The organism is Microbacterium sp. (assembly GCF_049661145.1).
Lineage (GTDB): Bacteria > Actinomycetota > Actinomycetes > Actinomycetales > Microbacteriaceae > Microbacterium.
Map to the genome: position 1 here is coordinate 1 of NZ_JBASZT010000021.1, position 13644 is coordinate 13644.

A 13644-nucleotide genomic window follows, 5' to 3' on the forward strand; every position below is an offset into this window, starting at 1 on the left:
GCCCCGTGGTGTGGCCGTCCGCCGCCGCGGGAGGCGCGTCGGCCACGCCGGTCAGGGAGATCACGCCGGTCGAGGCTGCCACGGGGTCAGCCCTCCGCTCCATCGTCGGCCCCCGATTGGAGGTTGAGGCGGTAGACGATGGTCTGGTCCGACTGGTAGGTGAGCTCCCACCGCGAGTCGTCTTCGAGGATGCCCTCGAAACGATCCAGCGCGCCGTCGGGGAGGGTGCCGTAGTACGTGCTGTAGGCGCGCATCTGCTCGGTGATCACGACGATTGCGGGTCGTCCCTCGGCCACGAGACTGTCGGTGAGGCGGTTCACGCGCCGAGGATTGGCGAACTCCTCGTTCTCCCATCCGGGCCAGGAGGTGAGCCACATGTCGATGCCGGAGTCGAACAGCTCGTCCGCCTTGAGGAAGTTGACGTATTCGGCGACGAGTCGGCCGGGGGCGCCCGGCGCGACGCCGATCGTCAGCGTCGACGGGTCCTCTTCGGTGAGGACCTGGGTGGTGAGCCTCACCGATTCCGGCGTGACGAGGTTCGCGAACCAGCCGCCGTACGAGGTCTGGATCGACGCGAGGGCGACGAGGGTGACGACCGCGGTGGCCAGCACTTGCGTGGCGCGCGCCCCGGCGGCGGCGGCCCTGTTCAGGCTCGTCGTCACGCCCTCGGTGACGGGCCCGCGCATCATGCGGGTCAAGCCGGGAGCCACGATGAGCATGCAGCCCGGAATGGAGTAGAGGAAGACGCGGAACAGCGCTTCGCCGCCATAGCCCTGGGCCAGCAGGATGAGGATCGGCGAGAACGCCACGACGGCCGGGACGGCGGTGTCGCGCCACGGCTGCCGTCGCCGGAACAGTCGCACGAGGGTGACGGTCACCGCTGATCCCCACACCACCGCCGTGATCGAGCGCGCCACCCAGGAGTTGACCACTTGCCCGATGCTCGGACTGCCCAGCAGATCGTTGCGGGCCGTGGTGGTCATCACGTTGCCGAAGAGGTTGAAGTTGAGGAGCCGCCCGAACTGAGTCAGCACGCTCATGTGCATCAGCATGTAGCCGATCGCGATCACCGCGAAGATGATGATCAGGTAGCGCGGTCGCACCCGACCGAGCAGTGTCAGCAGGAGGACGGCGGCCAGCAGCCAGTACGGCGTGAGCTGATGCGTCACAACGATAGCGGCGAAGACGGGAACCGCGACCCAGGATGCCGCGACACTGCGCTTCGAGGCGAGCACGAGCGCGAGCACGACGATCCCGAGGGCGAACCCGATCGCCTGCGGCGACAGGTAGTCCTGACCCACCCAGTTCGCGATATGGGCACCGAAGGCGGCGACCAGGGCGGTCGAGGCGCCGAATCCGTAGCTGCGCGCGAGGAAGTACACCGCGGCAGTGAAGGCGAGCTGCGACGCGACCGTGAACCACTGCGCGATGACGATCGTCTCGGAGCCCGTGATGGTGTTGACCCACGCGAACAGCGCGAAAGCCCCCGGCCAGTTGTGGTAGATATCGGCGGTCACGTCGACGCTGCCGAACCGTTGGATGTAGTCGATGGGCCCGAAGTGCTTGTACGTCCACGAGTACAGCGGAGCGTCGGTGGCGAGCGCCGTCGGCAGGCGCATCATGAGCACGGTCGCCACGAGCGCGGTCGTGGCGACGGGGGTGGATCTGCGCGCGATCGCGACGCAGAACGACACGCTCGCCAGCGCGACGGAGACGGGGAACAGGGGTCCGGATGCCGCGATGAGGCCGAACAGGTTCCACTGCGCGCTCCGAAGGGTCGGCAGCGCGAAGGCCCACGTCACGATGGCGACGATGAGGATGCCGAGGGGAAGCAGCCATCTGCGCGATTCGCGTGAGCGACTCGATCGGGCCGACGGGGCCGCGGGCGCGGTGGAGCCTGCCCGGACCTGCGGTGGTGCGGCGGTCGTCGTCATGCGAGGCTCCTCACTCGTGAGTCACGTCTCCCCGACGCAGTTCTCCTCGCCCCACGGCGCGGCAGCGCCCCTGAAAAGCCGACTCGGAACGAGACGGCGGCGACGACGCACGTGACGATCGCCATCACCGCCAGTGTGAGCGGGGGATTCCACCACTGGGCGAACACGAGACCCGTCGTGAGGAGCAGGACGGTGGACAGGCCAAGAGCGGGGACGACGACGGGGGAGAGGTGCGCAGGCAGAGGCACCCACGCACGCACGAGCGCGCCGGGACCGACGAGCACGAAGACCGACAGGAAGAGGAAGGACACCCCGGTCCCGAGCGGGAGGAGAGCGAGCAGTCCGAAGAGGCCACCGGCAGCGGCGAGCGACGCCCAGCAGCGCCGCTCGAGTGCGCGCCCCCGCTCGGGGGGCCCGGCCAGAGTTCCGGCATCGCGTTGCACGCGGCGTTCCGCGAAGTAGCTCGCCGGTCCGCCCAGAATGCTCTTCAGTTCGAGTCGCCCGACCTGTCGGGCTTCCGCCGACAGCGTGCGGCTGGTGCCGGAGGTGTCGTCCACGGTCGACATCGGTTTGTTCACGAGTCGACCGATGGCGCGGGGCGAGCGCCGCAGGGCCGTGCCGAGCATCCTCGGGTCGAGGGCGACGACGGCAGCCCATGCCCCGAATCCGCGGCCGTAGCCGATCGCCTGCGCCCGGAGCGCCTCCAGGTCGTCGCGGTGGCGATGCCAGACGAGGGCGGCGGGCTCGACGGCGATAGCCTCGCCGCTGTAGAGGACCCGCAGGAACATGTCGAGGTCCTCGCCGCCTTTCGTCCGGGTGCCGGCTCCCAGCGCCGTGTCGAAGCCGCCGAGTGCCAGCATCCGGTCTCTGCGGACGGCGAAGTTGGCGCCGGTGCCGAACTCGCCGACGCAGAACGGGAACATCGGCAGGTCTTCCGGTGGATCGCTCAGGCGGAAGACGCGCTGGGCGGTGAGCTTGGACCAGCTCACCCGCGCGTCGAAGTACGCCTGCACGTCATTGCGGAGCTCCCCGGTGGGGACCACCCCGCTGACACAGCCGATGTCATCGCTGCGGGCGAATCCGGTCGAGATCGCCCACAGCCACTGCGGGTCGACGATCACGTCGTCGTCGGTGAAGGCGACGATTCCCGCCGACGCGGCCCGCAGGCCCGCGTTGCGGGCGTGCGACAGACCGGGGGCGTCCTCCCTGACGTAGCGGAAGTCCCCGAACTCGTCGGCGAGCAGGTCGCGCGTTTCGGTGGAGGTGGGAGCGTTGTCGACGACGATGACCTCGACGAGCGGGTAGTCGAGCGCCGCGAGCGCCGTGAGGGACTCGCGGAGGAGAGTGGCGCGGTCGCGGGTGCACACGACGACCGAGATCAGCCGTGGCGCGGGGCGGGCCGCGTGCAGGCTGGGCGGCAACTCGTCCACCGCACGTTGCAGACGGTCGGGATCGACCGTCCCGGCCTCGACCGGGAGAGTGACGTATCCCCGGACGGCGCCGTGGTCGCGCACCAGCAGCCGCGCGCGGTCGTACAGCGCGCCGGTCTCGAGCGTCACTCGATCGGGGGATGACGCCAGGTCGGACGCCTCGACGAGGCCCACCCACGTCGCATCCACGCGGGTGACGTCGCCATGGAGCGGCATGGCGGGGTTCAGAGTGAGAGTCGTCATGCTGTCGCCCCTTCCAGGCGGAGGGTTTGTGGAGTGGTGGTGCTCACGCGGCGTAGCCCTGCCACGCCGATGACCGCAAGAGCGCATGCGCCACCGAAGACCGCGAGCGCGGCCCCCAGGGCGCCGAGAGTCGGCACGGTGAGGATGACGAGGGCGATCACGATCGCGGCGTAGACGGCGTTGCCGAAGAGCACGGGGCGCACGCGGTGCTGCGCGCGTACGAGTGCCGACCACACGTCGTAGCCCGGGCGGACGACGGATGCCGCGGCGAGCGCGCCGACGACGGCGACGCCGTAGAGCGGGTCGTACTCCGGGCCGAGCAGCAGGAACATGACGGGAGTGATCGCGGTGACGGCGATCCCCATCGCCGCCACCGTCACGACCAGCCGAACCGTGAAGCCCCGTGCGAGGCGCGAGGAGGTCGCGAAATCCGCCGCCGCGCTGCGGGCGAGCGATACGGCGACGCCGACGCCGATGAGATCCAGCGCGGTGCCGAACTGGTAGGCGATCGCGAAGATCGCGCCCTGGCTGGGCGACGACAGCACCGCCACGAGGAACGACAGCGACAGTCCGATGCTCAGCACGAGACCGACGGCGACCGTGTTGTGGACGGTGAAGCGCCGGAACGTCCGCGAAAGCTCGGGACCCCACTCTCGCTGGGCCTGCACCGTTTCGGCTTCGCGACGCTGCGCGCGCGGGACGATGACGAACATGCTCACGCCGACGGCGAGGGCGGCCGGGGCCAGCGTCGTGACGAGGACGGGATGGGCGAAGGCTCCCACGGCGGTCAGGGCGAGAGCCGCCATGGCTGCGAGCTTGAGGATGTTCGCGCCACCGGCCACGAACAGCGTCGCGCGTGCCTCGCCGACGGCGGGCAGGGCGGTGGCCTGCAGGGTGAACAGCGCCCATACGACCGTGCCGGCGGCGACGAGCGGGATCACGACCACCGGGGGGAGGGACTGCGGCAGCAGCAGTGAGACGAACGCTCCCGCGAGCGTGCCCAGGACGGCAGCCGCGATGGCGGTCACGATGTGACCGCGCTGCAGAATCGTCCGTCCGGACGCGCCGCTGGCCGGAACCATGACCACCATGGCACTTCCCGTGCCGCTCGCAGCCAGCGCGGCCGCCGCGGCCATCGCGGACAGGATCGACGCGTCGACGCCGAGCTCATGCTGCGGAACCACCATCGCCGCCACGATCCAGAACAGGAACCCGGAGCCGGCCGTGACGGCGTACCCGCTGAACATCCACAGCGAATCGCGGGTGATCCGTCGGCGCAGTCGGTGCTCGTCGGCGATCGCGTCGGCATCCGCCGCGATGCTTCGCACCGCGGTCACGTCAGCAGTCTTCACGTCAGCAGCCGTCATGTCAGCACGGGCGCGACAACGGGGTCACGACGGGCGCCCGGACGCACCGGGGCAAGTCGCCCTCGCGCATAGCCGGCGGTCGCGGCCGCGAGCGAGAGCACGATCGCGAACGCTCCCGTGGGCGATCCGCTTCGCAGCTCCCGCCAGAAGCCCGCGGGGAGGACTCGCGTCGCGTAGGCGGACTCGCTCGACAGCGCCGACTGCGGCCCGAGGGTCCTGGCGAGGGCTGCCTTCGACAGGCCTTCGCACCAGCTGCGCGAGAGGACGTAGCCGATAACGGTGCGGTCGGCACTCACGTGATGTCGTACGCGCGCGGCGGGTTCGTAGCGAGCGACGGCGGCCGGATCCGTCTGACGCAGCCGGATGCAGGCCTCGGTCTCCTCGCAGCCGATCGGGAGCTTTCCGATGCGACCGGTGTCGGGGTTGAACCCGCCGATCCGCATCAGCGGGTCGCGCCGGAACGCCATCGAACATCCCATGACGTTGCGGATCGGTCCTGCCTGCTCCGGAAGCCCGCGATAGCTGCAGCCGACGATCCACAGCAGTTCCTCGGGCAGCGCGGCGGGTGGGTCGTCCGGCCAGATCGGTGCAGCGCTACCACCGACGGCGACGACCTCGGGTCCGGTGAAGCCGGCGACGAGCCGCTCGAGCCATCCGGGCTCCGCCCAGGCGTCGTCGTCGAGGAAGGCGACGATGTCGCCCGTCGCGATCGCCAGAGCAGTGTTCCGGCCCGATGACAGCCCGCGCGCGCCGGTGTTGGCGACGACCCGGTGTTGCGGCCACGTGGCGGATGCGCGCGCGAACAGTTCGTCGTTGTGATCGATGACGATGATCGTCTCGTGGTCAGGGCGCTGGTGCCCGAGGGAGCCGACGGCGAGGACGAGCTGATCCCAGCGGTCGAGCGTGTAGGCGCAGATGACGACGCTGACGCGAGGGTTCCGCTCGCGTGAGGCAGGGGTTCTCTCCTCAGGGCGCGGCAGCGCCCCTGAAAGGTTGACGCGAGGGTTCCGCTCGCGTGAGGCAGGGGTTTTCTCCTCGGGGCGCGGCAGCGCCCCTGAAGGGTTGACGCGAGGGTTCCGCTCGCGTGAGGCAGGGGTTTTCTCCTCGGGGCGCGGCAGCGCCCCTGAAAGGATGACGCGCATGGGTGTCAGCCGATCGCGCCGCTGGGCTCGTCGACCAACGGGGAGGTGCGCGAGACAGCGGCGCTTCTGCTCGCCGCGATCCTGCGACCCCAGCGGCTGCGGCGCTCGTCGAGCACCGTCCGGAGGACCCGCAGACCGTCGCTGACGGCGTTGAGGTTGCTCTCGCCGTGGATACGGGGGAGCTCGACGCTCGGCACCTCGACGACGCGCAGCTTCTGCTCCGAGAACCGGCACGTCAGCAGGGTCTCGATCTCGAACCCGTCTCCCCACAGCATCTCGGCGCGCAGGTCGGCATCCGGCAGGTGGGCGGGCGGCAGGCCCAGCGATGGCAGGACACGACGCCAGAACGCGTTGTAGCCGTAGCAGAGGTCGGAGTAGCGAGTGCCCATCAACAGGTTGGTGAGCAGGTTCAGTCCCCGGTTCCCGAGCGACCTGTGGAACGTGAGGTCCTCACTGGAGCCGCCGGCCATGTAGCGGCTTCCCTTGCTCACGTCGGCGCCGGCGATGAGCGCGTCGACGAAGCGCGGGATCTCAGCGGCATCCGCCGACCCGTCCGCGTCGAACATGACGATGATGTCGCCGGTGGCGTGTTCGAAGCCGCACACCAGGGCATTGCCCTTGCCGCGACGGGTCTGTGTGATCACCTCCACGTCGGGGCGCACGCGGCGTGCGACCTCGACGGTGTCGTCGACGGAATGGCCGTCGACGACGATGATCTCGTGGACATCGGGGAGTTGGGGCAGAACGATCTCGAGGTTCTTCGCCTCGTTGCGGGCGGGAACGACGATCGAGACCAGCGGAGTGTATTGCATCGGAGACGGCCTTTCCGTTGGGGGTGACGGACGGGACACACGGCGTATTCAGTTGACCCGCACAGGCCGATCGCCTGTGCGGCGTTGCGGTCCTGCGGGGGTGCCCTGTTACTGCTGCGAAAGGCGATCCCTGTGGTGCTGGTGTAACTGATTCTGTGGTGCTGGTGTTACTGGTGTTGCGTATTGCCTACCTTCGAGGGTCGTCCCGAGGTGTTACATCCGCGTGTCGCGCGGTCGCCGGTGTCGTAAATTCACATGGCCCCCGCCGCTGGTCGCCAGAGCGGGGGTCCGGTAGTCTTGGCGTACCGAGGCGCGGTGTCGCGCGCGAGGAGGATGGGACCATGGGATCGGTGATCAGGCGCCCCCGAGCCGAAACTGATCAGTGCGAGTGCGGACACGCCCGCGAGGCGCATGAACACTACCGCCGTGGCACCGAGTGCGCGATCTGCGACATTCGGCAGTGTTCGCAGTTCCGTCCTGTCGCGGTGCCGGTGTACTCCCAGGCCTGATCGGCTCGCACCCGTCGGGCGGGCCGGGCGGCAGTAGGCTGGGTACTCGTGGTCACCCGTCTGTCGAACTTCTTCCTCCGTACGCTCCGCGAAGATCCCGCGGATGCCGAGGTCACCAGCCACAAGCTCCTCGTACGCGCCGGCTACATCCGCCGTGCCGCGCCCGGGATCTTCACGTGGCTGCCGCTGGGGCTGCGAGTCAAGGCGAGAATCGAAGCCGTCATCCGCGAAGAGATGGCGAACGCGGGCGCGTTCGAGGTGCACTTTCCGGCGCTGCTGCCGCGCGAGCCCTACGAGGAGTCGGGTCGGTGGACGTCTTACGGCGACGGCATCTTCCGCCTGCAGGACCGCCGGGGAGCCGACTACCTGCTCGCCCCGACCCACGAGGAGATGTTCACTCTCCTCGTGAAGGACCTGTACTCGTCGTACAAGGACCTGCCGCTGACGATCTACCAGATCCAGGACAAGTACCGGGACGAGGCACGCCCGCGCGCCGGACTTCTGCGGGGCCGCGAGTTCACGATGAAGGACGCCTACTCGTTCGACTACACCGACGAGGGGCAGGATGCCTCGTACATGGCGCAGCGCGACGCGTACGAGCGCATCTTCCAGCGCCTCGGCCTGGAGTACGTGATCGTCGCCGCCGACAACGGGCTCATGGGCGGCGCGCGCAGCGAGGAGTTCCTGCACCCCACGCCCGTCGGGGAGGACACGTTCGTCCGCTCGGCCAACGGCTACGCTGCGAACGTCGAAGCGTTCACCACGGTCGCGCCGGAGCCGATCCCGTTCGATTCACTGCCCGAACCCGTCATCTTCGACTCGCCCGACACGCCCACGATCGACACGCTCGTCGCGCACTCCAACGCCGTGCTCGACACGTCGATGGGCGCGTACACCGCCGCAGACACGCTCAAGAACGTCGTCCTCGCCCTCACCCACCTCGACGGCACGCGCGAGCTCGTCATCGTCGGCATCCCGGGCGACCGCGATGTCGACGACAAGCGCGTCGAGGTCGCGTTCGCGCCGGCGGCCGTCGAGCCCGCGACACCGGACGACTTCGAGCGCTATCCGCTGCTCGTCAAGGGGTACATCGGGCCGTGGTCGCCGGAGGGGGCGATCCTGGGGGAGGAGTCGGCCAGCGGCATCCGGTACATCCTCGATCCGCGCGTCGTGGACGGCACGTCGTGGATCACCGGCGCGAACATCGACCAGAAGCACGTGCATTCGCTCGTCGCGGGTCGTGACTTCGGCTCGGACGGGTTCGTCGAGGTCGCGACGGTGCGCGAGGGCGACCCCGCGCCTGACGGATCGGGACCGGTCGAACTCGCGCGCGGCATGGAGATCGGCCACGTCTTCCAGCTCGGGCGCTTCTTCGCGGAGACGCTCGGACTCAGGGTGCTCGACGAGAACGGCAAGCTCGTGACGGTGACGATGGGCTCGTACGGAATCGGCGTGACCCGCATCCTCGCGATCATCGCCGAACTGAACAACGACGAGAAGGGCCTCATCTGGCCCGCGTCGGTCGCGCCGTTCGATGTGCAGGTCGTCGCGACGGGGCGTGAGCCCGTCGTGTTCGAAGTCGCCGAGGCCCTGTCGGCCTCGCTGGAACAGGCGGGGTTGGAAGTCCTCTACGACGACCGACCGAAGGTGTCGCCGGGCGTGAAGTTCGGCGACGCCGAGCTCGTCGGAGTGCCGCGCATCGTCATCGTGGGCCGCGGCGCCGCCGCTGGCGAAGTGGAGCTGTGGGACCGCCGCACGGGGGACCGTGACGTCGTTCCGACCACGACCGCCGTGGAGCGTCTCACTTCGCGCTGACCGGTTTCGCATCCTTGCCGGGACGCGTGATGCCGTCGTTTTCCATCGATCGCTGCGACAGGGATCCGGTGAAACGACTCGTAAGTCGTCTGAGCCGTGTATTCTTCCGTCAACGTTGTGAGTGGCGACGTTGATGCTCGGGGAGATGGGGAACCCCCCGATGCAGTGGGGAGTAGGGCCATGCGTCACGCGACACATGCGAGAAGTCTGGCCGACCGGGGTACGCGGCAAGCGTTGGCGGACAACGCCCTGATGCTGCCGGCGTTGTCGCCGGTGCCTCGTGCGATCTTCGCGGCAGCCATCATTCTGCTCCAGTTGCTCATGGTCTTCGACGGCTCGTTGCCGTCATGGGCACTGGTATCGACGGACCCGTTCTTGGCTCTCCCGTTCGAGCACGTGCTCTCGCAACTCATGCTCGTGCTCGTACTGCCGCTCGCGCTCGCTCTTTCGTGGGTGCTCGCGGTCCGGCTGCCGCGGCCAGGCGGTGTCAGCGGTGTTTCGCGACGCGGCGACCATCACCTCGCGTGCGCGGCAGCGAGCATACTGCTCGGCAGCCGTTCTACCGGCGGTCCCTGAGACCGAACCGGTTACCCGCGCATCTCCCTGGTGCCCGGTCGTTCCCGCCGGAAAGGCGGCGCGCCGGCGCCGGATGGACCCGATGCGTCACCCCTGCGGAACGCATCGACGCCGGAATTCCGGCATTTTCCAGTCACGGTTTGCACAGCAACTGCTCGTCGGTGACACTTCACCGACCTCAGGAGGACTCTCTTGATCATCGACTCCCGTCAATTCACTCCCGAATCAGAACTCGCCGCCGACGTCTGCGTCGTCGGCGGCGGCCCCATCGGCATCAGCGTCGTCCGCGAACTCGAAGCCGCAGGCCTCGACGTCATCGTGCTCGAGTCCGGCGGTACCGAGGCCGACCCTGCACTCGACCGCGAAGGCGAAGCCGCGCACTTCGACTTCGGCGGCGTTCGCTCGTTCGGCAACACGCGCCAACTGGGCGGAAACGCGAACGCGTGGTGCGTGCGCACGCCTGAGACTTCTCGAGGTGTTCGGATCATCCCGCTCGAAGCGACAGACCTCGACGAGAAGCCCGGTGACCCCGGCAGTGCGTGGCCGTACGACTACGACACTCTCGTTCCGTACTACGCGCGGGCGCAGCGCTTCCTCGGTCTCCCCGACGATGCCGCCGCCTACCATGCGGTGCGCTGGGCGGATGGCGTCGCTGATCAGGTGGTCGACGACGTCGATCTCCGCACCGGGGTGTTCTTGTTCGCCAACGCGCAGCGTTTCCTGCAGAGGTCGTTGCAACACCTCTCCCGCAGCGGCAGTGCGCGCACCCTGATCAACGCCACAGCGCTGGAGGTGCTCACCAATCACGACGGCAGCGTCGCGACGGGTGTGCGGGCGGCATCCGCTCCCGGGCGCGAGTTCGTCGTGCGCGCGCGATTCGTGGTGCTTGCCGCCGGCGCCGTCTCGACGACACAGTTGCTGCTCGCCTCGCGGGCTGCGCGGCCGCACGGCCTCGGCAACGAACACGATCTCGTCGGGCGCTACTTCATGGACCACCTGCTGCTGCGGGGCGGACGTGTGGACCCGGTCTCGCGCTCCGACTTCGCCCACCGCACGCTGTACGACATGCGGCGCGTGGGCTCCACGAGCGTGCTGGCCCACCTGCAGCTCACGCCGGAGGCGATTCGTCGTGAGAACCTCCTGACGCTCAGTTTCGTGGCGTTCCCCCGAGAGGATGCCGCGCCCATGAATCTCAGTCCACGCCAGGCCCGCGGCATCCGGGGGGCGCTTCGCGTACGTGAGCGCCTCGTCCGTCACCGGTTTCCCCACGGGCGCGACATGGCCGCGTTGGCCATGGGGTTCGACGGCGCGCTCCGCAAGGTCGCATCCTCGCTCACCCGGCCCCAAGCGAACCTGGGCCGCGGGGGATGGAGTACGCGTCGCATGCGTGACTACACCCACTTCGAGGTCATGCATCAGGCGGAGCAGGCGCCACACCCCGACAACCGGATCACCCTTTCGGAGACGCCCGATGCCTTCGGCCTGCCCAAGGTCGACATCCGTGTGAAGTGGCATGATCAGGATGCCGAGGCGATCGCCCGGGCCCAGGACGTGTTCGCGCGGGCGTTGCCGCGTGTCGGTTGGGGCACGTACACGCCCGCGCGAAGAGACGGACGACCGGTCGTGCACTCCCATTCTTCGAACCACTTCATGGGGACGACGCGGATGAACGCGTCACCGCGTCTCGGCGTGGTCGACGGAGAGGGCGCCGTCTATGACACGCCGAATCTGTACGTCGCATCGACGAGCGTCCTGCCGAGCGGGGGATGGGGCAACGTGACGCTCACCGGCATCGCGTTGGCGCTTCGTGCCGCCGATTCCGTCGCCCGAGCGGCCCGTCCCGCGTCGATGGCGGCGTCATGAGCGCGCCGGTGGAGAGCCCGCGTGTCGCCCTGTACTCGCGTCGCGCGGCGGAACGGCGGGTCTGGCACGCGTCGCAGTACGAGTTCGAGGACCTCATCGCCGAGATCGACTCGGTCGGCATGGTCATCCCGGATGTGCGGCGTCTGTCGCCGGTCGGCAGGATCGTGCACGGCGGTGTCAACCGCATGCGGCGTGCGGCGTCGCTCCCTCGCAAGGCGCCGTTGCGCCCGCTGAAGGGAGCGTTCGACGCGGAGATCTTCTTCGGAATGTTCGCGGCACCGCACGAGGTGACGGCGCTGCCGTACTTGCGGGACGTCCTCGACCGTGCCCGCACGAAGGTGGCGTTCATCGTCGAGATGTACATGCCGGATCTCCCGAAGCAGGCCGACCACATCCGGCAACTGCAGGGTTTCGATCACATCTTCGTCTTCACGCGCGACGTCATCCCTCACATCGAGGACATCACCGGTGTGCCCACGTCGTTCCTGCCCACGGGCGTCGATGCGTTGATGTTCGCACCTCCGCGCGATGCGCCGACCCGGTTCATCGACGTGATGAGCTACGGCCGACGGATTCTCGCGACCCACGACGCTCTCGTCGGGGCGACGGCACGCGGCGACCTGCACTACTTCTACGACACGGTCCACGGCCCGTTCGACGTGCAGGATCATTGGCAGCACCGTCTCGCTCTCGCACAGAGCCTGCATCGCAGTCGGCATACGATCATCCACCGCAACAATGACGCGGAGAGTCGTGTGCAGCGCACCGGGGGAGAGGAGACACTCTCCAATCGCCTGTTCGAGGCCGCCACGGCCGGAACGGTGATCCTCGGATCCGCGCCGCAGACGCCCGACTTCGAGCGGTACTTCGATTGGCCCGACGCGCTCATCCAGGTGCCGACGCCCAACGCACGCGTCGTGGACCTCGTTCGAGAGCTTGCCCAGGAGCCTGAGCGGCTCGCCCGCGCGAGCCGTTCCGGCACCGTTGCGGGTCTCCGTGGCTTCGACTGGGCCTACCGATGGAAGGAGGTGCTCGACGTCGTCGGCATCGACGCGCTGCCCGCGTACCACGACCGCGTCCGCCGCCTGCAGCAGCGGGCCGCTGAGTTCGTCGTATCCGAAACGCCTCGATCGTGAGTCGCTGAGCGCCCGTTTGGAGGCGTCGAATCGTGGATGCTGTGGCGTCGCACCCGCGTGTCGGCACCTCTGAACGGGGGTCGGCCGGGCGGTCTGGTCACCTGGACCTGCGATGATGCCGGCATGAGCGCCTCGCATCTGATCATCGGAGCCGGTCCCATCGGTAGCGCCCTCGCGCTCCAGCTCGCCGAGCGCGGCGACCCCGTGACGGTTGTCACGCGGTCGGGGTCGGGGCCTCGGCATCCGTCGATCGCGCTCCGCGCACTCGACGCATCCGACCCGGCGGCGCTCGCGGCGGTGGCGGCCGGTCACGATCGCGTGTACAACTGCGCCAACCCGGGCGCGTACCCGCAGTGGGAGAAGGTGTGGCCGCCCTTGGCCGCGTCGATCCTGCACGCGGCCGAGAGTTCCGGCGCCGTCCTCGTCACTTTCAGCAACCTCTACGGCTACGGCCCGGTCGACGGCGACATGACGGCTGATCTGCCGCTACGACCGACCGACCACAAGGGTGCGCTACGGGCGCGGATGTGGGCCGATGCCCTGGCCGCACATGACGCCGGCAGGGTGCGGGTGACCGAGGCCCGCGCGTCCGACTATCTGGGACCCGAAGCGACGTCGGCGAACGGCCTGCTGACGAGGTACGCGGCATCGACGCTGCGCGGCAAGCCTGCGTGGGTTTTCGCCGATCCGGATCAGCCGCATTCCTGGACGGCGGTGGGCGACATCGCGGCGACCCTCGCGGTGCTCGGTGCGGACGAACGGGCGTGGGGGCGTCCGTGGCTCGTGCCGACGAACCGGCCCGCGACGGTGCGTGGCG

At 68.9% G+C, this 13644-nt stretch carries 10 protein-coding genes; 5 read left to right on the forward strand and 5 right to left on the reverse strand.

Annotated elements, in window-relative coordinates; translation table 11 throughout:
- Nucleotides 1–86 precede the first annotated feature (86 nt).
- Genes WBP48_RS01065 through WBP48_RS01085 form a run of 5 tightly spaced genes read right to left on the reverse strand, consistent with a single transcriptional unit; the run spans nucleotide 87 to nucleotide 6928 of the window.
- Nucleotides 87–1934 (reverse strand): hypothetical protein, encoded by a 1848-nt coding sequence (locus tag WBP48_RS01065; protein WP_424434784.1) that lies wholly within the window; start codon nucleotides 1932–1934, stop codon nucleotides 87–89.
- Nucleotides 1931–3607, reverse strand: coding sequence for a glycosyltransferase family 2 protein (locus WBP48_RS01070; RefSeq protein ID WP_424434787.1), 1677 nt, complete (start codon nucleotides 3605–3607; stop codon nucleotides 1931–1933). Before WBP48_RS01070 ends, WBP48_RS01065 begins: the two co-directional genes overlap by 4 nt.
- Nucleotides 3604–4944 (reverse strand): lipopolysaccharide biosynthesis protein, encoded by a 1341-nt coding sequence (locus tag WBP48_RS01075; protein ID WP_424434790.1) that lies wholly within the window; start codon nucleotides 4942–4944, stop codon nucleotides 3604–3606. Before WBP48_RS01075 ends, WBP48_RS01070 begins: the two co-directional genes overlap by 4 nt.
- Before the next feature lie 26 nt (nucleotides 4945–4970).
- The gene (locus WBP48_RS01080) at nucleotides 4971–6116 is read right to left on the reverse strand and encodes a glycosyltransferase family 2 protein (RefSeq protein ID WP_424434793.1); all 1146 of its coding nucleotides are present in this window, start codon (nucleotides 6114–6116) and stop codon (nucleotides 4971–4973) included.
- A gap of 5 nt (nucleotides 6117–6121) precedes the next feature.
- Complete coding sequence (locus WBP48_RS01085; RefSeq protein WP_424434796.1) at nucleotides 6122–6928, reverse strand: glycosyltransferase family 2 protein; 807 nt, start codon at nucleotides 6926–6928, stop codon at nucleotides 6122–6124.
- A gap of 557 nt (nucleotides 6929–7485) precedes the next feature.
- Here WBP48_RS01085 and WBP48_RS01090 point away from each other — a divergent pair.
- The 5 genes from WBP48_RS01090 to WBP48_RS01110 form a co-directional block, all read left to right on the forward strand.
- A complete protein-coding gene (locus WBP48_RS01090) occupies nucleotides 7486–9252 on the forward strand; it encodes a proline--tRNA ligase (RefSeq protein WP_424434799.1) in 1767 nt (588 codons plus the stop codon).
- A gap of 234 nt (nucleotides 9253–9486) precedes the next feature.
- Nucleotides 9487–9828, forward strand: coding sequence for a hypothetical protein (locus tag WBP48_RS01095; protein ID WP_424434802.1), 342 nt, complete (start codon nucleotides 9487–9489; stop codon nucleotides 9826–9828).
- 192 nt (nucleotides 9829–10020) lie between these two features.
- The gene (locus WBP48_RS01100; protein ID WP_424434805.1) at nucleotides 10021–11691 is read left to right on the forward strand and encodes a GMC oxidoreductase; all 1671 of its coding nucleotides are present in this window, start codon (nucleotides 10021–10023) and stop codon (nucleotides 11689–11691) included.
- The gene (locus WBP48_RS01105) at nucleotides 11688–12827 is read left to right on the forward strand and encodes a glycosyltransferase family protein (protein ID WP_424434808.1); all 1140 of its coding nucleotides are present in this window, start codon (nucleotides 11688–11690) and stop codon (nucleotides 12825–12827) included. Before WBP48_RS01100 ends, WBP48_RS01105 begins: the two co-directional genes overlap by 4 nt.
- Before the next feature lie 123 nt (nucleotides 12828–12950).
- A partial coding sequence (locus WBP48_RS01110; RefSeq protein ID WP_424434811.1) for an NAD-dependent epimerase/dehydratase family protein occupies nucleotides 12951–13644 on the forward strand: 694 nt, incomplete at its 3' end.

Coding starts and splice junctions, on each gene's coding strand:
- WBP48_RS01065 (WP_424434784.1), bottom strand. CDS start 1,934: ATGACGACGACCGCCGCACCACCGCAGGTCCGGGCAGGCTCCACCGCG.
- WBP48_RS01070 (WP_424434787.1), bottom strand. CDS start 3,607: ATGACGACTCTCACTCTGAACCCCGCCATGCCGCTCCATGGCGACGTC.
- WBP48_RS01080 (WP_424434793.1), bottom strand. CDS start 6,116: ATGCGCGTCATCCTTTCAGGGGCGCTGCCGCGCCCCGAGGAGAAAACC.
- WBP48_RS01085 (WP_424434796.1), bottom strand. CDS start 6,928: ATGCAATACACTCCGCTGGTCTCGATCGTCGTTCCCGCCCGCAACGAG.
- WBP48_RS01105 (WP_424434808.1), top strand. CDS start 11,688: ATGAGCGCGCCGGTGGAGAGCCCGCGTGTCGCCCTGTACTCGCGTCGC.